The organism is Paenibacillus sp. FSL R7-0210, from assembly GCF_038009085.1.
In the GTDB taxonomy this organism is placed as follows: domain Bacteria; phylum Bacillota; class Bacilli; order Paenibacillales; family Paenibacillaceae; genus Paenibacillus_AQ; species Paenibacillus_AQ silagei.
The window spans coordinates 314,628-340,259 of sequence record NZ_JBBPAR010000001.1 but is presented as its reverse complement, the minus strand read 5'-3'; the positions used below and the strand labels follow the sequence as shown (position 1 = coordinate 340,259).

General features: G+C 39.9%; 23 protein-coding genes and 1 pseudogene. 1 reads left to right on the top strand and 23 read right to left on the bottom strand.

The features are described from left to right. Positions 1–13 precede the first annotated feature (13 nt). Positions 14–1,375: a helix-turn-helix domain-containing protein gene (locus tag MKY64_RS01575; RefSeq protein ID WP_339250614.1), complete on the bottom strand. Its 1,362-nt coding sequence runs from the start codon at positions 1,373–1,375 to the stop codon at positions 14–16. 165 nt (positions 1,376–1,540) lie between these two features. Beyond that, positions 1,541–2,467 carry a helix-turn-helix transcriptional regulator gene (locus tag MKY64_RS01570; protein WP_339250616.1) on the bottom strand — a complete coding sequence of 309 codons (927 nt, stop codon included), beginning with the start codon at positions 2,465–2,467 and terminating at the stop codon, positions 1,541–1,543. 174 nt (positions 2,468–2,641) lie between these two features. Here MKY64_RS01570 and MKY64_RS01565 point away from each other — a divergent pair, with 174 nt between their 5' ends. Further along, positions 2,642–3,337 (top strand): nuclear transport factor 2 family protein, encoded by a 696-nt coding sequence (locus MKY64_RS01565; protein WP_339250618.1) that lies wholly within the window; start codon positions 2,642–2,644, stop codon positions 3,335–3,337. A 252-nt stretch (positions 3,338–3,589) separates the two neighbouring features. Here the strand turns inward: MKY64_RS01565 and MKY64_RS01560 are convergent, their stop codons facing one another. The 21 genes and pseudogenes from MKY64_RS01560 to MKY64_RS01460 form a co-directional block, all read right to left on the bottom strand. Then, the gene (locus MKY64_RS01560) at positions 3,590–4,240 is read right to left on the bottom strand and encodes a YdcF family protein (protein WP_339250620.1); all 651 of its coding nucleotides are present in this window, start codon (positions 4,238–4,240) and stop codon (positions 3,590–3,592) included. Between the two features lie 3 nt (positions 4,241–4,243). Continuing rightward, positions 4,244–4,420: pseudogene (locus tag MKY64_RS01555) on the bottom strand (dTDP-glucose 4,6-dehydratase); the annotation flags it as partial. A gap of 111 nt (positions 4,421–4,531) precedes the next feature. After that, positions 4,532–6,043, bottom strand: coding sequence for a hypothetical protein (locus MKY64_RS01550; protein ID WP_339250622.1), 1,512 nt, complete (start codon positions 6,041–6,043; stop codon positions 4,532–4,534). Positions 6,044–6,054: 11 nt separating this feature from the next. Continuing rightward, positions 6,055–7,329 (bottom strand): hypothetical protein, encoded by a 1,275-nt coding sequence (locus MKY64_RS01545; protein ID WP_339250624.1) that lies wholly within the window; start codon positions 7,327–7,329, stop codon positions 6,055–6,057. Between the two features lie 24 nt (positions 7,330–7,353). Continuing rightward, the gene (locus MKY64_RS01540) at positions 7,354–8,802 is read right to left on the bottom strand and encodes an O-antigen polysaccharide polymerase Wzy family protein (protein ID WP_340950590.1); all 1,449 of its coding nucleotides are present in this window, start codon (positions 8,800–8,802) and stop codon (positions 7,354–7,356) included. Between the two features lie 57 nt (positions 8,803–8,859). Further along, a complete protein-coding gene (locus MKY64_RS01535) occupies positions 8,860–9,963 on the bottom strand; it encodes a glycosyltransferase family 1 protein (RefSeq protein WP_339250628.1) in 1,104 nt (367 codons plus the stop codon). A gap of 19 nt (positions 9,964–9,982) precedes the next feature. Further along, entirely contained in the window at positions 9,983–10,975 is a 993-nt protein-coding gene (locus MKY64_RS01530; protein WP_339250630.1) for a hypothetical protein, read from the bottom strand. Between the two features lie 10 nt (positions 10,976–10,985). Next, on the bottom strand, positions 10,986–12,110 hold the full coding sequence (gene wecB / locus MKY64_RS01525; RefSeq protein ID WP_339250632.1) for a non-hydrolyzing UDP-N-acetylglucosamine 2-epimerase: 1,125 nt from the start codon (positions 12,108–12,110) through the stop codon (positions 10,986–10,988). Positions 12,111–12,127: 17 nt separating this feature from the next. Beyond that, on the bottom strand, positions 12,128–12,982 hold the full coding sequence (locus MKY64_RS01520) for an SDR family oxidoreductase (RefSeq protein WP_339250633.1): 855 nt from the start codon (positions 12,980–12,982) through the stop codon (positions 12,128–12,130). Further along, positions 12,982–14,007, bottom strand: coding sequence for a nucleoside-diphosphate sugar epimerase/dehydratase (locus MKY64_RS01515; RefSeq protein WP_339250634.1), 1,026 nt, complete (start codon positions 14,005–14,007; stop codon positions 12,982–12,984). Before MKY64_RS01515 ends, MKY64_RS01520 begins: the two co-directional genes overlap by 1 nt. A gap of 25 nt (positions 14,008–14,032) precedes the next feature. Continuing rightward, positions 14,033–15,250 (bottom strand): glycosyltransferase family 4 protein, encoded by a 1,218-nt coding sequence (locus MKY64_RS01510; RefSeq protein ID WP_339250635.1) that lies wholly within the window; start codon positions 15,248–15,250, stop codon positions 14,033–14,035. Beyond that, positions 15,247–16,125: an NAD-dependent epimerase/dehydratase family protein gene (locus MKY64_RS01505; protein WP_339250636.1), complete on the bottom strand. Its 879-nt coding sequence runs from the start codon at positions 16,123–16,125 to the stop codon at positions 15,247–15,249. Before MKY64_RS01505 ends, MKY64_RS01510 begins: the two co-directional genes overlap by 4 nt. Further along, the gene (locus tag MKY64_RS01500; protein WP_339250637.1) at positions 16,126–16,755 is read right to left on the bottom strand and encodes a sugar transferase; all 630 of its coding nucleotides are present in this window, start codon (positions 16,753–16,755) and stop codon (positions 16,126–16,128) included. Between the two features lie 109 nt (positions 16,756–16,864). After that, complete coding sequence (locus MKY64_RS01495) at positions 16,865–17,944, bottom strand: stalk domain-containing protein (RefSeq protein WP_339250638.1); 1,080 nt, start codon at positions 17,942–17,944, stop codon at positions 16,865–16,867. 2 nt (positions 17,945–17,946) lie between these two features. Continuing rightward, positions 17,947–18,609: a hypothetical protein gene (locus MKY64_RS01490; protein WP_339250640.1), complete on the bottom strand. Its 663-nt coding sequence runs from the start codon at positions 18,607–18,609 to the stop codon at positions 17,947–17,949. Between the two features lie 23 nt (positions 18,610–18,632). Next, a complete protein-coding gene (locus MKY64_RS01485) occupies positions 18,633–20,465 on the bottom strand; it encodes a polysaccharide biosynthesis protein (RefSeq protein WP_339250642.1) in 1,833 nt (610 codons plus the stop codon). Between the two features lie 41 nt (positions 20,466–20,506). Then, complete coding sequence (locus tag MKY64_RS01480; RefSeq protein ID WP_209876903.1) at positions 20,507–21,193, bottom strand: CpsD/CapB family tyrosine-protein kinase; 687 nt, start codon at positions 21,191–21,193, stop codon at positions 20,507–20,509. Further along, positions 21,174–21,956, bottom strand: coding sequence for a YveK family protein (locus MKY64_RS01475; protein ID WP_076159883.1), 783 nt, complete (start codon positions 21,954–21,956; stop codon positions 21,174–21,176). The genes MKY64_RS01480 and MKY64_RS01475 overlap by 20 nt, the downstream gene beginning before the upstream one ends. Positions 21,957–22,048: 92 nt before the next feature. After that, complete coding sequence (locus MKY64_RS01470) at positions 22,049–24,058, bottom strand: S-layer homology domain-containing protein (RefSeq protein ID WP_340950584.1); 2,010 nt, start codon at positions 24,056–24,058, stop codon at positions 22,049–22,051. Between the two features lie 92 nt (positions 24,059–24,150). Next, a complete protein-coding gene (locus MKY64_RS01465) occupies positions 24,151–24,933 on the bottom strand; it encodes a tyrosine-protein phosphatase (RefSeq protein WP_340950583.1) in 783 nt (260 codons plus the stop codon). A gap of 101 nt (positions 24,934–25,034) precedes the next feature. Then, positions 25,035–25,622 carry a non-ribosomal peptide synthetase module gene (locus tag MKY64_RS01460; RefSeq protein ID WP_340950581.1) on the bottom strand — a complete coding sequence of 196 codons (588 nt, stop codon included), beginning with the start codon at positions 25,620–25,622 and terminating at the stop codon, positions 25,035–25,037. Positions 25,623–25,632: the final 10 nt, after the last annotated feature.

Here is a 25,632-nt window from a genome sequence, read left to right as displayed (position 1 = left end):
CGAACCCATAGACTTATAGGTATGCTCCAATTTGAACTCTGTATTGTTGATTCTCTTCTTCATCTGCTTGATTCCGATGCTGCCCAAACAGATCGACACATTTGATTACATTGCTCTCGTTATTGATTCTAACAGACGATTCTAAACTTTGCAGGACAAATCTAATTCCTTCTTTGCGTTTGTTATGTAAATAGTAGGCTGCTAATTCAGCAAGGAGTTGGGAGTACTGGTTGGTTATGATTTGTTGGTTATGATTAATCCCATACTCTGCAAGATTTGTCCGGTAAGGGAGATAGGCAGCAAACCGCTCCAGAATATTATCAATATTCCAACCATAGCGGTTAGCCGACAAGACAATACTGTATAATGCTGTAAATATCTCATCTGGCCGGTGGGAGATAAATTCAATATATTCAGAGAGAGCCTCGTATTTTCCTGCCATCACCCGATAAAGCAGTCTGTTTGCGAGCCCCCACTCCTGGAATTGAGCCACAGTACGCTTCACTTCTTCATCGTCTTCCCTTATCCAGCTTCCGTCCATATAGAGGGATACCCAATCTAATGCCGCTGAATAGTCTCCTAGTTGCTCACACACATTTGAACGGATAAGCTGTGCGTACAGGATATAGAAGTACAGGGGTTTCTCAGGTTTTCTCTCGTTACTCTCTCTACGGTTTGACTTCCACTGGAGATTATAACGAATAGTTGCTAATTGCAGCATCTTCTTCGCGAGTTCATCCACCTTATGCCATCGATCCAATGAACCATAGACATGACCCAAGTGCTTCAAGCCGTCCAATTGATCCGCTTCATCCAGCCGGTCCAGGTAACCTTCGAAGAGATGCGCCGCCTGTAAATTCCGCGCCTGGTCATTACCAATGGCGATTCGGAATAGACGGTATTGACACACTGCGAGTCTCTCGGAATTCTGATACTTCTCGCTGGCACTCACATTCTTATAGAGTAATTCGGCAGCTTGCCACAGCCCCTCTTGAAATAGGCCTTCAGCCACTTCAAACAGCATGGGGGCATAGACCAGATTCTCCAGCAGATTCTGAACCACCTGTTCAACGCAATCCAGACGGCCAAGCTCAGCGGAGCGCACAAGAAATGGCCTTAGACGCCGCCAGGTGGGTGACGAGAAAAAGAAACATTCATCCACATATAAGCTATAAAAATGATCCTCCGGCAGATCCATCGCCTTGGTGATTCGCTCCAGATGGTTCATAGCAATGGGCTGGTGACCACTGAGTATCCTGCTGAGCGTTCCTGAATTAATTCCGGATTGTCCCGAGAATTGATTAATAGGCATTCCCTTCTGCGACAAATACAACGCTAATTGATCGCGAATCATCGTTCTAGTAGTAGGGACCACGCAAACACCACCTAACTGGAATCCAATATAATTTCTTTTATAGTTGTAATAATATGTCACATTATTCCAATGGTCAATAACGCAGACTGCTGCAGATTAGTCTAATCCGTGAACTACAGGCAACCCATTTGCCATGAGGGCAAAAAAATAGAGACTCTAGTAGTCTCATAAGGTAAGTCCACCCTTTCGATTCAAATTCCCCATCATCACCTCTATCTTGCTCATAACAGCATCCCGTAGACTTTGAGGCTCCATCGCTTCAATAATCGGACCATAAGAGAGAAAGTAATTTGAAAGCCAATCTCCTTCGGGCATCGATGCGATAACAGTAAAAGATCCATCTTCATGTTTTGTTATTTCTTTTTCACTAAAGTCATCATATATTCTATACGCTCCAGCCGAAGAGATTTTTAACCGAATATCAATAAATTTCTGAACTTGATTATCTGTCACTTCAGCCGCAGATTCCACTGATGTCTCTTGCTCAAAAACCTCTTCAGTGATTTCAATATTAGCCATACGGGATATTTTGAATGTTCTGTATGTTCTTTTATCATAGCAATACGCTTTCAAATACCATGCCTTATCCTTAAAAATCAACTTAAGCGGCTCAACCCTGCGCAAGCTTTTCACACCTGAGGTATTAAAATATTCGAATATAATAATATGTTTGCTTATAATTACCATTTTTAGTGCATGGAAATTTTCTTTGTTTCGTTCATCACTTCCCCAGGGTGAGAAGTCCAATTCAATCCAATTAACATCACTCTTTTTGAAAAGGCTGCTTAATCGTAAAAGAATAGTCTCAATTTCCGGATACCGCGCTGCTGATAGATTCTGCAAGGCGAGCAGTATTTCATCCTGTTCTTTTTCAGAAAGTAATGACTTATTGAGTATAAATTTGTCAAGAATGACGATTCCGCCGCCTCTGCCTTGATTCGTATAGATAGGTATGCCAGCGCTGCTTAATGTCTCAATATCGCGATATATTGTTCTAACCGATACTTCAAAACGGTCGGCAAGCTCTTTCCCCGTAGTTTCTTTTTTCTCAAGTAAGTAATAAACAATGCCGAAAAGTCTGCTGATCTGCATTAAAGCACCTCAATTCAAGTACAGTATATCTTTCTAAACACGACACCAGTGTGTCATATTTACATATTTATTAACACAAAACCAGACGGACTGTTGTCAGGTTTTGTCCTTTATATTAAGAAGTGTACAATCAACTGCGGCGTTGTCCGCACATTATAAAGGAGAATGATGATTATGATAAACAAAATTCAATTACCCCAACCGGTTGAGGAACATTTTCATGCGACAAATACAGATGATCCCGCGGCCTTCCTTTCGATCTTTGCCGAGGATGCCGTTGTTTTTGACGCCGGCAAAGAATATCACGGGAAAACCGCTATCAAAGAGTGGAGCGACCACGATTATTTCGAAGTAGGCTTAAGACTAGAAATCATAAATGTCGTTCAGAATGCCAAGCAGATCGTTGTTACCGCAAAATCAGACGGAAATTACGACAAAACCGGACTACCGGACCCCCTCTATCTTGATTTTCATTTTACTGTGGAAGGGGATAAAATTACACGCCTGCACAATGTTCTTTCCTCTAACAGTAGGGCAATTCCTTTGCCGCAGCCTATTGCAGCCTATTATCATGCCTCAGATATCTTTGACGGTGACCTTCTCGCTAACTGCTTTGCAGAGGATGCCATATTAGTTGACAATGGAGAAGAATTTCATGGTCCCGAAGTTATCAGCAAGTTCATTGTGAAGGCAAACAGAGACGCTGCGGGTAGGACTGAAATCACCAATTGTGCGGAGAAAAATGACGAAACGGTTGTCACCGCCACCATTTCAGGTAATTTCAAAGGCAGTCCAATTCCACTGGATTTCCGCTTCACGCTTAATAACGGGAAAATCAAAGCCTTGAATATCGTAGTGTCAGGTGTATAAAGATGATGGTGGAGAATTTAATTAAGGTAAATCAAGATAAAGAGCAGGTTATCGAAAAGATAACCTGCTGCATATGAACGTCGTCTATGTCTTCTTTGTTAGAATCCTGTTATTATATCCGGCAAATTCCGGACAGGCAATCCCGCCAGCTTCGCGGCGTTATGATTCAGCAGAAACATCTAGTAGACTCATAAGGTCTCTGTCGTCCTGGTATCACAATTGCAAAGCTGCTGCCCCTACTGTTCCCCTGCTTCACCCACTGCGGAACCAGCGCTTGATCTGCTCCAGCGAACCCTTCGCTTCCGGGCCATTATAGCCGAAGGCATTGCCAATCATCTTAATATATTCGTTAAAAGTCGTCTCCCGGCTATACCGGTCACTCCACCACGCCTTCGCGTTATAGCCCGAGTCCGCCCCGATATAAGTCAGCTCAATCCCCGACTTCTTATACACATGATCGAAAATAAACTTCACCCGCCGCATATGGAAGTCAGAAGAGACCACAATGGCAGACTTGAACCCGTGCTGCTTCATGATCGGGAGCGTAAGCTGGGCGTTCTGGTAGGTGCTCTCGGCAGCATCTTCCGTCAGAATAGCGGATTCCGGGATGCCCAAGGAAAGGGCTGTTTCACGCATGTCACCTGCGGGGCCGGTGATCTCTTTAGCGTTAGACAGCAGGAGCTGCGGCGCGTAGCCTTTTTGATACAACTTAACCCCTTGCTCCACCCGTCCTCCGCCACCGCTAAGGATGATGATGACGTCTGCTTGCTTTGGAGTCTCCGATACGGGAAGGAAACGCCCGGCGCACAGGAGCAGCAAGACCATTAGCAGAAGGGGCAAGTACAGAAAGGGAATTCTTTTTCTGCGCTTGCCCATCTTAGTTCTATTTAGGTTACGGCTCATAAGCTAATTCCGGTACTCGCCGCTAAGAATCTGTTCCCACCACTGTGCATTCTCCGTATACCACTGAATGGTCTGGGCAATTCCGGTCTCGAACGTATACGTAGGCTTCCAGCCCAATCTCTCCAGCTTAGCCGGATCAATCGCATAACGTTTATCATGACCCAGCCGGTCGGCAACGAATTAAACCCACATTTTGTTAAATAGTGAATAGTAATCCAAACCCCTTCTGATAAGCAACCTTATAATTAATCTTTCTAGAATTCATTCCATTCAACATAGTTTTTGCTTATATCAAAGAACTATATCTTTCATTCTTGTAAGAATAGGTTTCATTAATTTTTTATTAAATAAAAAATTAGTAAGAATCAAAAGAAAGAAATTTATTATTATTAATAATAATCCTTTAATCATAAATGCAAAATAATGGTCAATATTTAGTGTGAAATTCAACTCAAGAGAAATTAAAATTATACCTACAATTATATTTGGATATAGTATCTTCCAATAGGTTTTTAGGCCTTTTTTAAAAAAGACGCAATGAGTATAATATATTTCTGCAATTGCTAAAAATAATGCCGTTAACAAAACCCCAAATAAAACCCCATATATCCCAAAAATAATTGAACCTACGATTGTAACGGTTAACAATATACCACACGCAATAATTTGAAATATTTTGCTTATTTTAAAATTTCCAGACATATTAATTATATGCCCACTCGGAATATGTAATATTTCTAAAAATGTAATTATTATCAAAAGAAGAGAAATGTAATAATCAGTATAATTTATATCATTTATACCTTTAGTGTAAATATTTACAAAAGGAGTTATCAAAGTAGATGTAGAGATCAAAAATAAAATTAAAATCAAAAGGGATATTAGTTCATATTGCAAATATATACTGTATGTCTTTTGACTCTTATCTTCACTTATAGTTTGCCCCATACTTAAACGAGGGGCATTTGTTATTGCATACAACATACTTTTAACTAGTAAAAAAACACTATTGTAAACAGCATAGACACTTGCAGCTGCAGTCCCTGAAGCAGAAAATATGGATATAAATATAATAGGCAATGTACTATAAAATGCTCCAGTTATTTTCTGTATAAATACATCCTTAGTCCCTCTAATAGATAAATAATCTGGCTTGACACTTTTGTCAAGAAAACTATATTTCCTCTTACAATATACTATAATAATTACGCTATTAAGTATTGAGCAGATCATAACTACTAATCTAACTCCCCACATAACATTAAAATCACAATAAATCAGGAACATATTAATGAGGTGACCTAAAGTGATTGTTAAAATAGCTATTGAAGAGATAATGTACTCCTTCTGCTCTGCTTGTATTAAAATACGATATTTCATAGTGAAATAAAGATTAATAGCTGCTGGGACAAATGTCATTAATAATACCAAGACTACAATTATATTGTCTAAAGATGTTCTTACTATGTAACTATATATTATAGTAACAACTACTCCAAGGATAAGAAAAATAACACCAATTTTCTTAAATATGTTACCTGTTGCTATTATTATGCTACTAATTGCTTTAAATTCACGATTTCTATATGGTTTTAACAATGCTACATTAGTAGCTAAAGTAATCCCTCCCTCAATTATAAGCATCATATTTATTATTTGTGTTGCTACTGAGTTTAAACCATTAAACTCTGAACCAAATCTTGATAAGACAAGTCTTGTCACTACCAAGCCTAATACTCCATTAACCAAAGATAATACTAATGCACTGATAGCATTAAATACACTAATTTTACTTTTACCCATAAATTCCATCCTCAATTTAAAGAGCTTATCTGTTCAAGAAAACTCCCTACAATATAATCGCTATCCATTTCAGGCATACATTTTATTACTTCCTCAAATGTAATTTTTTTCCCTTTATTTTCAACAATAAATTTTCTGCAATTTTCTATTTCTTTTTCAATATCCAAACTTTTTTCATTTACTATAAAAAGCAATGGATATTTTTTCAGATACTTAATTGAAGGATCGTTTTGGATTTTACTGAAGTGAATTATTGGTTTTCCCATAGACATATATTCAAATATTTTACCTGGTGTTTGAAAAACTACTGTGTTGCCTATATTCACCAATATGTCTGAATCTAACATAGTAGCATGTGCAATTTCTTTGTTTTGGCCTGAATAAAAATTTAAAGAAGACATTTTTTTTATTTCTTTTTTCAAAAACCTTACTCTAGAATTCGACATAATTGTAACATTAACAATATCATTTAATTCTTGTAAAAAACTCATCATAAATACTGGGTTCCGTATTGTTTTTAACAATGCTCCTCCGTAAACTGCATCATATTTCCCTTCCTGCTTTTTAAGTAGAGATTTTTCACTTTCAAAAGAAATTTCATTCATATTTGGAAAATTAAACTCATGAAATTTCTCAGAAAATTTATTCAGTGGTGTATCTTTATAAAATTCAAATAGTTCGGGCGTCAGGAACACTTTATCACATTGCTTAAACAACTCACTTTCTTGCAAGACTCTTTTCTTTCTATTAAATCTCCCGTACTCATCATCATTGTATGCAAATGGATCGAATTCGAAGATAGCCCATTTAGAAGTTTTAAATTCCTTTTTTAACCCATAGGCTATCCTATGAGTAATAATTGGATGAGATATTGACAAAATAAAATTGTATTTTTGGGTTTCATTTAAATTAATACAAGTATTCATAACCTCCTTAATATCCCAACCTGCATATCTTTGTTCACCATATAAGTCCCTATAGTTGATACTGAAGAATACCTTAGAAATAAAGGATAAAGAATTATTAATAATTTTTAAATATTTATTTGTTTTATTTTTCAACAACTTACTAAATGCAACTGTATTCATAGTCTTATAATCATCAACCCTGATAATATTAAGCCCATTATAAGATTCTTGAGTTGGTAAACTAATGTCATGTCTTCTTGTGACAACATCAACTTCGTAACCTTCATTCAGCAAACCATATAAAAAAGGTTCTACACAATTTGTATTTGAAGAAGGATATGGATAAAATTCCGCTAGAATTACTAAAACACTTTTCATAACTCCTCCAGTAAAAAGATTAATTTATATTTTCTTCCAACTCATTTTAGCTTTTGCAAAAAGATAACAAACAAAAACACAAATCCAAAAGTATGGACTAAAAATTGGAGCTATCATATAGATAGCATCTGATCTCGGTGTATAAAATAGTTGTAACAGTGCATATATAACCAAAGTTGTTAAAACCCACTTATTTTCGTTATATAATCCAAACCAATCCACCATTTTGACCATACCTGCACCTAGAATCAAATTATAAAAGATCAATCCAATCCAACCAATATCATGTATAACTTCTAGTATATGAACAACTCCTACACCGGCGCCTTGCAGATAATTATTTCCCATAAGGACAAATGAAAGATGCGCCTTCATATCATGCCCTAATGCTAATGCATCCAAAGATTGATTATTAATAGAAACTGTATCAAATAAAAGTCTACCAATTAAACTATTATGAATGACGTTGTCATATATGGGACCGAACATATATCCAGGGAATTTGTTTTCAGGCAATAAGTTCATAACATCAAAACCCTGAACCAACACATCGAAAGAAATCCCTTGTTGATACAAAAAATTAGTAATTAAGTTTCCTTCAAATAATTCGACTGCACGTCCAGTCCTCCAGTAATTATACCCATATAAGAATGCCATTAATAAAGGGATACTTATTACAATAACTAATTTTTCAATCTTCCCAATCCATCTTTTCGATTCTTTAAATTTATAAACATCGCGTAAGAAAAAATAAGAAAATATGAACGCAAAGGCAAGCATTGTTGGTGATCTCATACCAACAAATAATTGGGGTAATGTAGAAATTAAAAATAAAGAAAGTGGGAGTAATGCTTTGTTTTTATTAGGCATAGTTGCTAAAAAAATACAAATAGATGGTTTCATTAGTTGAATTAGGCCCTTAACAATAAAATTCTGTGAAGTCTGGTAACTAATATAATATTGAGTATACGTATGAGACTGCATGAAAATTATTTTTTCCCATCCCTCAATAAAAGAGGCCAGAACCGCAATATAAAATATTATCATTGATATATTCTGTAAATTTTTCATAAATGGATGTTCTAACTCTATAGGTTGCAAATCTTTAACCATCGAATAATCATTAGTTTTAATTAAGATAATTTTATCAAGACAAAAAGCTCCAATATACATAAAAAATAATGATAAATATAAACTAATTAGAGCACTTAAAGTAGCATGTTCACTCCCAACCTGCCACCACTCGCCCCCTCTCATCATTGATACAAAAGGTCTACTTATTAAAAAAACAAACATACAAATATTAAAAATAAAAAACAAGATATATCTTACATTTGTTAAGCCAAAAAAAAGATTTCCCACTAAAAGGAGTAGTATGCTTAATAAAAGCAAATCATAATCAATGAGTAGTAACCCCAAAAGAAATATATTAATCGAAATTAATGCGGAAATAATATGTATTACTTTTTTCATAATATCCACCTAATAGTATTTATTTCTTTGAATTAAAAATAGAAGCTTCCAATAAATCTAACTTAACTTAAAATAATAATCTTCTAAAAATTGCGCGCTTTCTTTAATACTAAATTGTTTTTCAACAATATCCTCCCATGCATTTTGTCTATTTTTATTATTATCAAGTAACTTCAAAACATTATGAGCCCAGTCAGAAGGAGACAACTGTAAATCGAATTGTTCTATTCTTTGAGATAATATTGCCTCTTCTACAATTTCGTTAGATACTATACATTCTAATCCAGCGCATTGAGCTTCAACCAAAACAATACCTAACCCCTCATAAAGCGAAGGGAAAATAAAGCCATCCATTGCTTGCATATAATTGTTTACATTATCTTGACTACCTAAAAAAAGAACTTTATCTGATATATCAAGTTTATCAACTTTGTTTCTACAAAAATCAAACAGTTCACCTTCACCAATTAACAAAAGAACTGAATTTTTTTTTATTTTTGTAATTTCATAAAAAACATCAATAACAAATGAGTGGTTTTTTTGTTCATTGAACCTCCCAACATGCCCTAATACAAGTTTTTCTGATAAATTGTGTTTATCCCTTATTTCCTCACGAATTGTTTTGTTAAATTTAAATTTTTCAATATCAATTCCATTTTTAACAACTACAACTTTACCCATTAAATCATCACCAAACATTACTGATCCAGCCTTTTTTGAACAGGCAAAAAAAGCTGTAGCGTATCTTTTCAAAAAGAACTTTGAGGATCTTTGAAGCAATCTTTTTATAAATGAATTTGAGAATGAATTGGTATTATGACTATGAATTATTCTATGTCTTACACAAAAATACTTAGCTATGACAAGTGCTAAAAAATCAAATGCAACACTTGTGTGCACATGAACTATGTCATACTTTTTCAATCTAAATAATTTAGTCATAAAAGCAAGTTTTTTTACCATTTGCCTTTGTCTAAAAGGCATATCAATCACATTACACCCCAGTAATTCTAAATAGCTTTTTGCTTTTTTATTTTTTATTCCTTGAGTTACAATATCAACCTGAACCTTATTTTTATCTATATTCTCAATCCAGGAAATCACCATTTTTTCTATCCCACCAGTCCCTAAAGATGGAATAAAATATACTACTTTTTTCATATTTCCTCCTGATGTAATTCTATAGTTCATAAGCAGATTTTTTTGGAAGGATAGTATTAAAGCTAGCTTTCACCAAATCCCTAGAGGTTATAAATGTTTCTTCGTCCATATCGACATCATTTAGACATAACATGGAACCTTGTTGTTTAGAAATAAATTCACAAGCTGCTTTTATATCATAAGCAGCGATAGACTTCCCGATATTATATTTTCTTGGATAAAACTGTCCGCTTGCATTTTGCCATCCCTTTATGAGCCATTGATTGACATCTAACATATGTCTAAATTTATTTTTACATGTTTCATGGAGTACTTCAAACTCCTTGTTCCAAAGTATACTAAAAACTTCTTTTGAAAACGAAGTTGGCAAATGTTGCTGTAATAGTCCTGGAAATCTAGGACATGGTAGGAGATAAAAATTCCGAAGTACATTTAAACCATATTTAAAATTAAACCATTTTGTAGGACTCTTTTTTAAAACTTCTTTCATTTTAAAATGTTTATTAATTATCCCAATATTCCTAAAGGGTGTCATTATAAACATTTCCTCTATATTGTAGCAATGAACATTCATTATTGCTGAATCACATGGAAGATTATTTTTAAAAAACACATTTTCGTTTACATCTTTAATTAAAAACATATCATCATTAAAATATACAAAATTGTTAGATAGACCATCAATCCTATGAAGGTTAAGTTCAATTGGATTGGCACTAAATGTTGGAAGATACTCTTTTGGAATAAAATCCTCATGCTTTACAATTTTAAGCTTGGGATGTTTAATATTTAACCATGAGGGCAGATGCCCCCATGTAACAAAATAAATATTATTCACCCATGGAGCAAATTTTTCAACTCCCCTAAACCAATATTGCAAATTATCCCAATCTCTATATCTATGTACATTAGTATCATTAGTAAAATCAGATTTGTAATTTGATCTAACTTCTCTCCACTTATCATCATTTCCATCTACCCAAATAATCACAAAATCTATTTTATCATTCACACTAAATCTCTCACTTTCTCCAAACCAACTTATTTATGATGCCTGTATAACTTTGAATTAACTTAACTATCTTTGTGCTAACATTTTCATCAATATAATCTGGTACAGAAACTCCAAAATCTCCATTATTACTCATAGTAACTGACATATTTACGGCTTGTAGTACTTGTTCGACTGAGATACTCCCAATAACAAAATTCCCCTTATCAAGAGCTTCCGGTCTTTCTGTGCTCGTCCTTACAGATACTGCTGGGAATTGAAAAAATGAAGCTTCCTCAGGAAGTGTACCACTATCAGAAACTACACAAAACGAGTGTTTTTGGAGGTAATTGTAGTCCCAAAAACCAAACGGTTCAAGTGTTCTAACTAATGGATGGAATTTAAATCCTCTTTGATTTATTATGTTTTTGCTCCTTGGATGTGTACTATAAACAACTGGAATTTCATATGTCTTAGCCATTTTATTGATAGCATTCATTAATGCAAAGAAATTTTGTTCATTATCTATATTTTCTTCTCTATGTGCTGAAAGTAAAATATATTTTTTCTTTTCCAATTTCAAAATATCAAGAACATTACTTTTATTAATATTTGCAATATTAGCTGATAAAACTTCTGCCATAGGCGAACCCACTACATAAGTACGTTCCTTTGGTACTCCAGAAGAATTAAGATATCTTCTTGCATGTTCCGAATAACATAGATTAACATCACTTGTAACATCAACAATTCTCCGATTAATTTCTTCAGGAAGATTCTCATCAAAACACCTATTCCCAGCCTCCATATGAAAAATAGGGATTTTGAGTCTTTTAGCTGAAATGACACTTAAACAGGAATTAGTATCTCCCAAAACTAATAGTGCATCTGGAGCCTGATCAACCATTATTTCATAAGATTTTGAGAGAACATTTCCCATAGTTTGGCCTAGATTATCTCCAACAACTCCCAAATAAAAATCAGGCTCTCTTAAGCCTAATTCTTTGAAAAAAATCTCATTAAGAGTAAAATCATAATTTTGACCTGTATGTACTAATATATGTTCAAAGTATTTATCACATTTCTTTATGATTTCAGAAAGTTTAATGATTTCAGGTCGTGTACCCACAATTGTCATTAATTTTAATTTTTTCATTTTGTGTCTCCTTCTTTTCAGAAATAATGTGCATATAAATCTTTATGGTCTTCAATCCATACTTTCATCTCAGAAACCATTTGTTCGTAACTGGGGACCACAAATGAAAAATCGTTTCTATTATTGATAAGAGATTTATCAACTGAAATTGCATCGCTTTGCAAAATAGTTAATCTATCATTTTTGAAATATTGGTTGAACAGTTTAAGTAATTCAAATTTATTAATGTTGCAATTATTAACTAAATTATATATACCAGTTAAATTTTCTTCGAGAGCTCTCTCCATTGCTTTAGCTAAAGTTAACGTTGTTACTCCAGTCCATATGGCTTTAGTAAACCCATTAACTTCTCCCTCTTGCTTCATAAACCAATTAAATAGACCAATTCCATTCATATTTCGATCTGGTCCAATTATTGAATTTCTAAAAGTTAGATCCTTATTATTCTCAAGCTCACCTAATGCCTTTGATCTATCGTAGAAAGTTTCACCGTCTCTAAAAGAATTTTCTATATACCCACCCTTTTTTCCGGAAAACACACAATCAGTACTCATTTGAATAACTTTAGTGCTCATATTTTTTGTTGCATTCACCAAATAATGCGGCAAATAACTATTTATAAGAACTGCCAAATCTTTGTTGTCTTCGGCATCTTTATTTAAGATACCAATAGCATTTATAATTGCATCGTAGTTCCCTTCCTCTACTACCCTATTGAGATAACTAAAATCAGTTATATCACCATTAATATTTTCATCACAATATCCAATTTCATTTCTACTAAAACCAGTTACCACATGCCCTTTTTCTTTGAAAAAGAGCGAAATTGTATGTCCTGCCATACCGGCTGCTCCAAGAACAAGTACTTTCATTAGAATTTCCCTTTCCAAGTTCTTAATTCATTTTGAATATATTCAAGTTCCATTAATTTATTTTTGATCTCAGTAACTCCAAGCCTTTCAGTGTTATGTGAGTTGTAATCCTCAACTTGATGAATTTGCTTATTCCCTTCAACAAAATACTTATCATAATTAAGATCCCTTTTGTCCGCGGGAACTCTATAAAATCCTCCAAGATCTTCTGCCACTACATGCTCTTCCTTAGTAAGAAGAGTTTCGTATAATTTTTCTCCATGACGTGTGCCTATAATCTTTATTTCATTATTCACATTAAACAATTCAACTAGTGCTTGTGCTAGATCTCTAATAGTTGAAGCCGGAGATTTTTGCACCATTATGTCCCCTGTTTCTGCGTTCTGAAAAGCAAATACAACGAGTTCAACAGCTTCCTCTAGACTCATGAGGAATCTAGTCATATTAGGATCAGTAATAGTTAACGGTTCACCACTCTTAATTTGATCGACAAAAAGTGGAATCACTGAACCTCTAGACGCCATTACATTACCATAACGCGTTCCACAGATTAATGTTTTATCAGGGCTAACAGTATTAGATTTAGCCACAAACACTTTCTCCATCATTGCTTTTGAAATCCCCATTGCATTTATTGGGTAGGCTGCTTTATCAGTTGATAAACATATGACTTTCCTTACCCCCATCTCAATGGCACCAGTTATAACATTATCTGTTCCAATTACATTAGTTTTCACAGCTTCTAGCGGAAAAAATTCACACGATGGTACTTGCTTTAGAGCTGCTGCATGAAATACATAATCTACATCATGCATAGCATTTTTAACGCTCGCTAAATCTCGAACATCACCAATATAAAACTTCAACTTTTCATTTCTATATAGTTTCCGCATATCATCCTGTTTTTTTTCATCTCGTGAAAATATTCTAATTTCTTGAACATTTGTATCTAAAAATCTTCTCATAACTGCATTTCCGAATGATCCAGTACCACCAGTTATTAATAAAGTTTTATCCGTAAACATTCACATTATCTCCAATCAACTTTAATTAGTTTAACCAAAAATCCATTCGATTCAAAAGCTTTTCTTTGTTAAAGTGAGTATGATAATATCGTAGAGCATTTTGAGCCATATCCTCACGATCACCCTTTGTAGACGATACCATCCTTAATATGTTTTCAGCTAAACCACCAGCGTCTCCAGCATTGCTACAAAAACCTGCCTCGGCTTCACTTATAACTTTTTGAATTTCTCCATCTGCAGAAACTAATATCGGAATTCCACAAGCGAGACAAGATTGAGTTTTAGCGGGCAACGTTATAGAGAATACTTTACTTCTGGAAAGACATATCAAAGTGGCATCACAAACGGACATAAAATCAGGTATAAGTAAACTAGGTTGTTTGTCAATAAAATTGAACATATTATCGACACCATACTCTTTTACCAAATTAATTAAAGTTTCTTTGTATCGTCCTTCACCCACAATATTAAATCTAACTTTTGCACCTACCTCTTTAAGTTTTAGAGCAGTATCAGCCAATACATCTAACCCCTGAGCAACACCAATATTCCCAGCAAAGATTATATTAAATTTTCCATCCTGTGGTATTTCACTTACATGAACATTTCCATTATTTATTGGGACATAAAAATCCTCAGCGTACTGAGGCCAAAATTCTATTTTATTATTTTCTATACCTCGTTCGGATATAGCCTCTATAAAACTTTCAGAAGAGGTGAAAATTCTATTGCAACGTTTATATATATAATCAACCATAATACCTATACTTTTTAGAATACGTTGATTTTTAATCCCAGCCACAATCTCAACATTCTCTGGCCATAAATCTGTAACGTACAAATAACAGGGTATTTTTATTCTTTTCGCATACCAAACACCAGGTAATGCTTGAGTCATTGGCGATACTTCATAAATAAAAACATAATCTGCTTTAATTCTAGTAAAAACACTCCAAAAGAAGCCTGATATAACAAAAGAGAGATAGTTCATCATTAACATAATCGAACTTTTACCACGGGGAATCAGTGGAATCCTCAGAATATTTATACCGTTATATATTTCTTTTCTTTTTTTGAAAATTCCATAACCTTTATAATATTCACCTTGAGGATAATTAGGAATACCAGTAACTACTGTGACTTCATAACCCTTTTTCACCCATTCCGAGCAAATATCATTTATCCTAAATTGTTCTGGAAAGAAGTATTGTGCAATAACTAGAATTTTCTTTTTCAATTTCATGTCTCATTCCTGTTTATAATTTCTGATAACTTGATTGACTCCTTTAAAGTTCTAATTTGATAATTCTCTTTGTAAACACTAATCTTCTGATCATAAATTAGATCTCCAAATATCTTTCGAAATATGCTTATTTTTTTTACTGTTATTTTCATAACCGGATTAAACATCTTTGTGAAATGAATTTTGTTTCCATGGACAAGAGATATTAGCCTAACCATTTCTGTTGTTGAAGAATACTCTTTATTTTGGGGATAAAAGAACCCTTTATCTTCATTATTTATGATAAGTCTCAATAACTCACACAAATTATCAATATGTAGCATACTTCTTTTATTATAGAAATCAGGGAAAACTCGAATTTTTCTTGATATTCGAGCCATTTTCCTATAGTTGCCCTTAGAATCTTTTCCATATATCATTGGGGGCCTTAATATTGCTATTTTAAACTTCTCTTCCTCAAGTCCTCGTATACCCTTTTCAGCTTGTAGTTTACTCCTCCCATAAAAATTACTAGGATTCGCTGGGGTATCACTATCGATAAGTGTAACCCTACCATTATCTTCATACACAATAATACTACTCATAAAAATAAACTGCTTTACCTTCTCTTGCTTTGCCTTTCTAGCAACTTCTATCGTTAAATCACGATTAACTCTATAGTACTCCTGCTCCATACTTGGATCAGTCGACACATGCGCTATACCAGCTACGTGCAGCACAACATCATAAACTGAGAAATCATGCTCTCTCCAGGCTTCACCTCGTACTGACAACTCTTCAACTTCGTATTGCTCGGGCCATTGCTTTACCCAGTTGATGAAGCTTGTACCTACATAACTCCCCTTACCTGTGATAAGAATTCTTTTTTTCTCCATTTATAACGAGGCTCCTTTGGTGTTGGGGGGGGCTTCTGTGCTCACTGCGCCTTCTCTAACCCCATCTGACTTCAGCACACTGAGGATCGTCATACAGAATACTTTAAGATCCAATCCTAGAGAGATTCTCTGTGTGTACTCTCCATCAAGCTTAGCCTTCACTTCATTCGGTAGTTCATCCCGCCCATTAATCTGCGCCCATCCCGTAAGCCCAGGCTTAATCTCATTCGCTCCATACTTATCTCGCTCCGCGATCAGGTCATATTGATTCCACAGCGCAGGGCGCGGGCCTACTATGCTCATGTCGCCTTTGAGAATATTTATAATCTGAGGAAGCTCATCCAAGCTTGTCTTCCTAAGGAATTTGCCCACTTTGGTAATGAAAAAGTCTGGGTCTTGCAACAGATGTGTAGGCATATCGCTTGGTGTATCTGTACGCATGGTTCTGAACTTGAGAATATAAAACTCTTTCTTGTTCCTGCCTAACCGCTTTTGCCGGAATAGAACAGGTCCTTTAGATGTGGACTTGATCACCACGGCAATAATCAAGAAAAAAGGCCATAACAGGAGCATTCCAATTAGAGCCAATATGAAATCTAAAGTTTGTTTGACGATAATATAAGGCTTCATACGCTCACCTTGTCCTTGAGATACTATGGTTTACAGCTACGGTTGAATAGAATGCATCCTACAACTGTAAACCATGTTTGTTCTGATATTGATACTTTTTTTAAATCTATTATTTCCCCAAACCCTCAGCTGCAGCTCTTCCATTATCCAGTTCAGCCTCAAAGGCAGCTCTATATTGAGCAATAATAGCTGTGCTATATCCATTAGTGTTTAGTTTTTGTTCAGCGTCAGCGATTATACTGTTAAATGAAGCTTTAAAAGAAGCTAGTTGCTCTATCCCTTTGGCCTTAATACTTTGCTTAGTTGCAGCATCTGTAGCATTCACATATTCCAAAGCAATTCCAAACAAAGTAGAAGTACTTTGTGATTTTAGCGCATTTAACTTCGCCTCAGTCTCACTAGTGATACTCTCATAAGAAACCTTACCGGACCCTGTTCCTGCCGATCCTGAACCGCCTGCTGCTCCACCTGATTCAGCTGTTGGAGTTGCTGCTGGTGCCGGTGTTGCACTTGCAGATGGGCTAGGACCCTTGTCGGTTGGTTTCGCAGAAGCCGTATTTTCTTCGTAGTTCTTGGAATTTGCTGTAATGGTCTTTGTTTTCGGATTCCAGCTAATGGAATTTCCTACAGATTCCGATAAGAATCTTAGAGGGACATAGATCGAGCCGTTCAGCAGATAACTGGACTGGCCTTGGGGCAATGCCTTCGTACTCCCGTTAAATACATAACTTGCCTTAACGTTGTTCAGCGTAATATTCTTGGCTGTAAAAGAAGGACTGGAAGTCGCATTCATCAGGTATTCCTTAATGACTACCATCTCTGAGCTGCTTGGCTCCGCTACGGTTACCTTTAGGTTTTTGGCATCCCAGCTTACGCTCTTCTGCAGGGCATACGACATGAAGCGCAAAGGGACATAAGTGGTGTTATTGTACATGAACACATGTTGTCCGGCTGGCGGCTGCAGTGCTACACCATCGAATAGCATCGTCACATCCACATTCTGTACTTTGATGGAATTGGATGCTTTGATAGGTGCTGCTGTTGCAGTGGCTACAGGAATAGGTGCTGCTGTTGCAGTGGCTACAGGAGTAGCCGCCGCTACAGTAACTGGAGCCGATGCCGTCAGGGGCTCACAGCCCATTAAGGCTACGCTCAGAAGTGCTGCTGCTGGAATCTTGATCTTGAACATGCCTATTCACTTCCTTTTTCTTGGGCTTTGAGTTTCTCTTCTTCAGCCAGAATCTGATCCCGGGTCTTGCCTTGGCTAACGCCGTACTTCTTGGCAATCTGAGCTAATTCGTTATATTGCTCCTCTGTGACCTTGCCGAGGATAATGCTGCGGGCTTCCCGCTTCTCTTCTGTTGTTAGTCCGCCTTGGGCTAACTCTTGCAATCTCTTGATATCTGAGACACTGAGCTGCTTAGCTACGATTGCTGCCACATTCGCTTTATCTGTGATCGTTACGTTCTCTTGAACTTCCTTGGCCTTGTCCGTTGAGATATGGGCTAATCCATCCACACCCGCAGGTGTTGGAGCAGGAGTGCTTGCAGGCTTGTCCGTGCTGGCAGCTGCCGGCTCACCGGCATTACTGGAAGCAGGCGTACTATCTGGTGTAGCGGTTGAAGAAGGATCAACGGAAGCTGCTGGCTCTGCAGACGGGTCGCTATCTGCTACCACAGGCTCAATCACTTGTCCCTGAGGAACACTAGGCGTATTGCCAGCTTCCACATCGAAGCCGCCAGCCATAGAATTCATCAGCTTGTCGACAGCATAATTGGCTGCGAATAGTCCGCCAACCCCTAACACCACGATGACCGACAGCGTCCAGATCAATACTTTTTTCCATCTTTTCACTTCAGGTACCTCCACATCTCTAATTAGCTAATGGCTGCCTGGATCACTGGCTGCATCGGTACGATCTGGTTAATCACTTCGCGGATGGCTTCTGCATCTTCGGTGATCACCCGTTCTAACCGTTTGAATTCCAGCTCCATCTGGCTCCGGGTGATGACATTAGGTCTGCCGATGAAAATCCGGTCATGCTGAGTGGAACCCAGGTTCTCCTCATCGGTCAGCAGTTCTTCATACAGCTTCTCGCCTTCACGGACGCCTGAGAAGGTGATGTCGATGTCCTTGTAAGGCTCGTAACCCGACAGTGTTATAAGATCCTCCGCAAGCGTCAGGATCTTAACCGGTTCACCCATATCCAGAACAAAGACTTCTCCGCCATTCGCGAAGGAACCGGACTGGATCACCAGTTGAACAGCCTCGGGAATAGTCATGAAGTAACGGACCATCTCGGGATGCGTTACGGTGACAGGTCCACCGGCTGCAATCTGCTGCTTGAAGGCGGGAATGACGCTGCCCCGGCTGCCCAATACGTTACCGAAGCGTACCGCAGAGAACTTGGTAGGACTTGTTACATTAAGACTCTGTACATACATCTCCGCAATCCGCTTCGTAGCCCCCATGACGCTGGTCGGGTTCACGGCCTTGTCGGAAGAGATCATCACGAAGCGCTCTGCACCATACATGTCAGCACAGTCGGCTACATTGCGGGTCCCGAAGACATTATTCTTGATGGCCTCGGAAGGGTTGCGCTCCATCAGAGGAACGTGCTTATGTGCTGCTGCATGAAAGACCACCTGCGGCTTGTAGCTCTGGAATACATCCATTAACCGGGTGCGGTCCTGAATATCAGCAATTACGGTCACGATCTCCAGGTAAGGGAAGCTCTTGCGCAGCTCCATCTCAATCGTATAGATACTGTTCTCGCCGTGTCCCAGAATCAGCAGCTTGTCCGGTGCAAAAGGGGATATCTGGCGGCATAGCTCGGATCCGATCGAACCGCCTGCCCCCGTAACCAGTACGGTCTTGTTATGAACATAGCCCAGAATACTGTTCATGTCTGCAACAATCGGCTCACGGCCCAGAAGGTCTTCTACGCTGACATCGCGGAGCTTCTTGACAGAGATCTTGCCAGCGATCAGGTCATTCAGTGCCGGAATAATCTTCAGCTTCGCACCTGTAGCCTTGGCCAGATTAATAATCTCGGATATTTGGGTTCTGGAGACCGAGGGCATCGCGATAATAATCTCGTGAATCTCCTTCTCCTTCACAATCCGCGGAATATCATAACGGTTACCCAGTACAGGTACACCCAGTATGGACAAGTGATATTTATCGGCGCTGTCATCAATGAATCCAACCAGCCGGGTGTCCGCGAAAGAAGGTCCCGTCAGTTCTTTGGCAATCAGGATTCCGCAATCTCCGGCCCCGACAATAAGTGTATGAAGCTCTGTATTCTTATTATTGCTCCGGTCACTTCGGAAGACTCTCCAGAAGAAGCGGACGCCTCCCACCAGCAGCAGAACCGTCTCCATCGACCGGACTTCTATGCTGAATGGCACGCGCTCGGGCAGGATCAGATATGCGGCAGCGTAAGATAACACCGCTCCTACTACAATAGCTTTGAGAACCGATATAATCTCGTTAATACTGGCATATTGCCACATTCTGCGGTAGAGTCCGAAATAGACCAGGCTTCCCCCGATGGCCACCGTGGAGATTACGCCGAACACGATCATCTGTACCACATATTCCGGCGGAATCTCATTGTAGAACCGGAACAGGTAGGACGTCACGATGCTGAACCATATGATCGCAACATCGATCATGAATAATACCAACACTCTGGTTTTCGCTGTCATTTTCAGTGCCTCCAAAAACAACATTTTATCTATTAAACAATTCAATTGCCATAGTAGTAATAGTAGTAGCCTTCACTGGCCTTGCGCTTCACATTGTTAAGGACCACGCCCAGCATCTTGGCCCCGACCCGGTCCAGATTGGCCTTCGCCTTAGCTGCAATATCGCGCTTCACCTTACCGTAGCTGACCACCATAATTACGCCATCACTCTTGGAGGCAACAATCTGTGCATCTGTAACGGCCAATAGCGGCGGAGTATCAATCAGAATCACATCATATAATTGACGCAGCTCCTGCAGCACCGCACTCATCCGGTTGGAGGCCATCATCTCAGCGGGATTCGGAGGAATCGGGCCAGATGTCATCAGATACAGGTTGTTCACACCGGATTCCTGAATCACATCGGACAGATTCGCCTGCTGCGAGAGCAAGGAGGACAACCCATACCGGTTACTCAGTGTAAAAGTCTTATGCGCTGTAGGCTTACGCAAGTCACCGTCGATCAGCAGCACCTTCTTATCCGCTTGCGCGTACGCAGCGGCCAGGTTGGCAGTAACGGTTGATTTTCCTTCCTCCGGTCCGGAAGAAGTGACCATAATAATTTGGATCTGTTCATCTACAGAGGAGAAATCTATGTTCGTGCGCAGTGCCCGAAAGGCTTCGGATACCGGCGAACGCGGGTTGGTCACGGTGATCAGATGACGTTGTTTATTTGGCTGCTGTGACATGCTCGAGTTCCCCCGCCTTTCTGCTCTGTGTCTGAGCCTGCTGCCCGGTGGTCTTGGTTTCTTCCTGGCCCAGCCGGGTAATCATAGCTATAGTCGGAAGTCCAAGGTATTTCTTAATGTCGTCTTCTGTCTTCAGCGTATCATCGAGATACTCCAGCAGGAAGGCGATCCCCAGACCAATCATCAGGGATACGATAAAAGCAATGGCGAGGTTCATGACCACATTCGGCTCTACCGGTCCGGGTGCAACTGGCGGATTAAGCTTGGCTTCGTTGAGGATGGACACATTCTGTACGTTGAACAAGGACGGAATCTCCTGCTTAAATACAAGTGATATGGCATTCACGATCTCTGCGGCTCTCTGGTATGAATTATCTCGAACGACAAGTGTCATCACCTGCGTATTATTTACAGAACTCACGTTAACCTTCTTCAGCATTTCCTCTGCCGTAATCCCGAACTGCGGGTAGTTCTTAGCCACAACATCGAGGATCGCCGGAGTCTTGATAATTTCCTTGTACGTATTGATCAGCTGAATGTTGGTATTGATCTGATTCAGATCCAGCTGTGCTGCCGTAGCTTGGGTAGGCGTCTGATTAACGATGATCTTCGTTGAAGCTTCATAGACCGGATTCTTGATATATAAGCTGTAGATCCCGGCAAGAACACAAGCCACGATAACAATGCTGATAATCATCCACAGTCTCTTCCTGACAATCTGGAAATAATCGCGCAAATCCAATTCTTGTGCTGACAAGTGCATTTCCCTCCAAGCTGTAAATTCTTATACCCTATATCCTAAAAAAGTGCCTCCTCTCTATACGACGAGAGGAGGCTCTCCACAATCCTATTTACTTACTTGAAGTTGATTGTACGGTAGATAATCACTGCAGCTTCAGCACGTGTAGCTGTGTTGTTAGGGTTAAACTTGCCGGCGTTGCCGATCACCAGGTTGTTGCTGGCAGCGAAGGCTACTCCGTCTTTCAGGGAAGCAGCGATCTTGCCTGCATCGGAGAATTTGCTGAGGGAGCTGACATTCGTTGCAGCTTCCGGCTTCTGCGACTTCACGGCACGGGCAATCATCGTTGCCATCTCAGCACGGGTAATCGTTGCATTAGGATCGAACTGGGCTGCACTGCGTCCAGTAATGATTCCCTTCTCAGCAGCAACAGCTACGTAAGGAGCATACCAGGCAGTGGAGCTAACATCGCCGAAGCTCTGCTTCGCGGAGTTGTTCTCCAGGTTCAGTGCGCGGATCAGCATCTTGGCGAATTCTGCACGGGTCACATTGTTCTTCGGAGCAAAGTTGCCGTTGCCTACGCCTTCAATAGCACCCTTGGCTGCTACGACTGAGATCTGTCTTCCAGCCCAAGCCTGAACACTTGCAACATCCTTGAAGCTGACTTTGTTCTCCAGTACAGCGTAGGAAGAGAAGCCGTCACGCGGTTCAGTGATGTGATCACCATCTACAACACCGCCCTGGAATTGCAGTGCGCCGTATACTACCTTCGCTACGGACAGCAGTTCACGGTCAAGGCCTTCTGTATTCTTAAGCGGCAGCTTGATAATGATTGGCTGCTGGAAGGTTGTTGTAGCAACACCGCCTACAGTCAGTTCGAAATCATACACGCTTGATGCCAGCTTCAGGCTGGACACAGAAGTTACAGTTGTATCTGCTACGGTGGAAGCGGTCAGGGTAATAGCTTCACTGAATTGTCCTACCGGAATCGTTACGGTCAAGCCGTTGAAGGTAATGGCGATGTTGGCAATGCCTTTCGCCTTGGCTGCTTCGATGATCGCTTTGGACAGTGGCACTTCTACTGTCGCCGCATTTACTGTACCCAGGTCCAAGGTAAGGGTAAGACCTGTCTTACCGGCATTGGCAGCAACCAGTGCATCGAAGGCTTTCAGTACGTCAGCATCTACGAGCTTCAGGGTTGCTTTGTCGCCCACAATCGTTACCAGCTTAGATACATCGTACAGACCTGGTGTAGCTGTAGGGTTCGTAACCGGAGCAGTTACTGTGCCGCCACCGCCACCGCCACCTGTGCCAGTTCCAGGAGGGTTAGTAGTACCGCCATCGCTGAAGCCGTAAGCTTTGATATAAGCTGTAGCAAGGGCTTTCACTGCTGGCTTCGTTGCTGGAACTGCAATATTCAGGTTCTTCAGGCTCTCCTTAACATCATCAGGAGAAATGTGAAGATTGTACACTACCTGGCTTACTGTAAGGGCTCCAGTACCTGTGTTATGGTTAAGTACTGTAGTAATAGCATCATTAATCAATTTATCCTGGCTTGCAGGATTAGCAACAATCTCCAGCAGTTCAGCACTTGTCTTGCTGCTGACCAATGCGCGAAGCTCAGCTTCAACACCGTTATCACCGAACAGGAATTCAATGAAATGATCCGTTGTAAGATTCTTTACGCCTGCCTTGTCTGCAATCTTCTTCAGCAGGTCCACATTCTTCACATCATAACGGATATTCTTGATTGCAGTGTAATCCTTGTCATACACATCATAGACTACACTGGATACGCTCTTGAATGCTTCATGGGCAGTTACCACGTCAGCTTCTTCCAGGAAGGTAAGCTTCTCAAGTACTGGCTTGAAGATTTCTCTGAATGCTGCAAGATCCACAGCGTTTGCTTGATTTTTGTAATTCAGAAGCAATAATCTGTCGGCTTCTGTCAGTTGACCATAAATCTTCTCAACCTTCGCCTTCACATCTGCCTGCGATACTGCTGCTGCGGAAGCTGTACTCACTCCAAAATGTTCAGCCAGCCCCTTGCTGCTGAACGGGAACCCGGCAACGGATGCCGCTGCCATGCTTACTGCTAGTGTAGATACTGCTAGTTTTTTCTTCAAAGTCACTTGTCATCCACCTCTTGGTATGTATTTGTATTAATACTAGTGCAAGAATCCAGTAATACCCATTCTACCATTAATGACACAGAAGGTCACCCTTTGCGAGAAAAAAATCCGAACAATCTATGAAGTTTGCTGTTAGATTGAATAGAATTCACTCGATTAATCTCGTTATTTGCAAGCACATCGCGCGCATTTTGTAGAAAAAAGTCGAATGATTCTTCTCCCAATTCCCGCCGCACCACTCCGTAAGCCTCGCTTAATCCAAAGGGACGGTGCACAGAATCATGCGCATCTGATGCAATAATATGCACGGCATGCTGGCGGCATAATTCGAGCGACAGCTTCTGCAGCTTACTCCCGAAGACGCCGGCCATACTCTGTGCGGTAACCTGCCCCAGGGCACCAAGCTCTATTAACCGCAGCAGCTTGGACGGATCGGCAGCAACCTCCGCATTGCGCTCCGGGTGGGCGATAACCGGCACCATGCCCTGGATGACCAGCTCATGGCAGGTCTCCTCCATCGTGCGGGGCACCCGCGAAGAGGGCATCTCCAGCAAAATATACCGGGAACCGGCAAGCGTCAGCAGTTGTCCGCGCTCCAGATCATCGAGCAGTTCTCCGTAGATCCGGATCTCCTGCCCCGGCAGCACGACCAGCGGATTGCCTGCCTCCTGCAGCTTCGCGTTCAGCACCCGCACCGCCGCTTCAATCTCAGGAGCCGGATTCATATAGACTCCGTTCGCATGGTGGGGGGTAGCCACTACAGTTGTAATACCATCGTTATGGGCGTCAAGCGCCATGGCGAGAGCGGCGTCGTAATCAGCGGCTCCGTCATCCATGAAGGGTAGAATGTGGCTATGGATATCTATCATATGTTGTTTATCGGTCCTTTCGTAGAGGATATGTATAGTTTTCGCAAAAAAATACAACCATTTCACTAGGAAATGATTGCCAAATTTTAAAACAATATCATTTATGCTTCCAGTCGGAACAGCCGGCCGGCCGCCTCTGCAAGTCTCTCATCGACTTCCTTAATTACTGCCTCTTGCTGACTACGGTTGCGCATATCTAGCAGTCTATCAATCTCTTGACGGAGCTGCTCAATCTCACATTCTACCGTTTGACGCTTGTAGACAGCCAGCATCTCTGCCACTGAATATTTATGCTGATAGATCAGCTTGGTACCGCCCGGTCTCACTTCCGAGATCCGGCGCACCGAGCCGCCTTCATAGTAGTACATCATTGTAAGATCCTTATAAATCCGGTTTACGGTCCCCGTGCCCTTATACATGAAGAATAGTTTGCGGACTGCATTAATCAGATGAGGATTCACCACCCTGCAGGACAAGGAACCCATATAGATGCCGCCTTTGCGTTCAAAAGACAGATGGACCTCCTCGCCTCCGGCCTCCTCCAGCACAATCTCCTGTTCGCCCGCGCCTAGTACCTTCACACGGTGACTGATATAGCTGGTATCAGCGGTCAGCAGAAACTGGTTCAGCTGAAATTCGGTCATTTGCATCGTTGCATTCACATATTCCATTGCCAGACGCTGAGCCATAAACATCCCT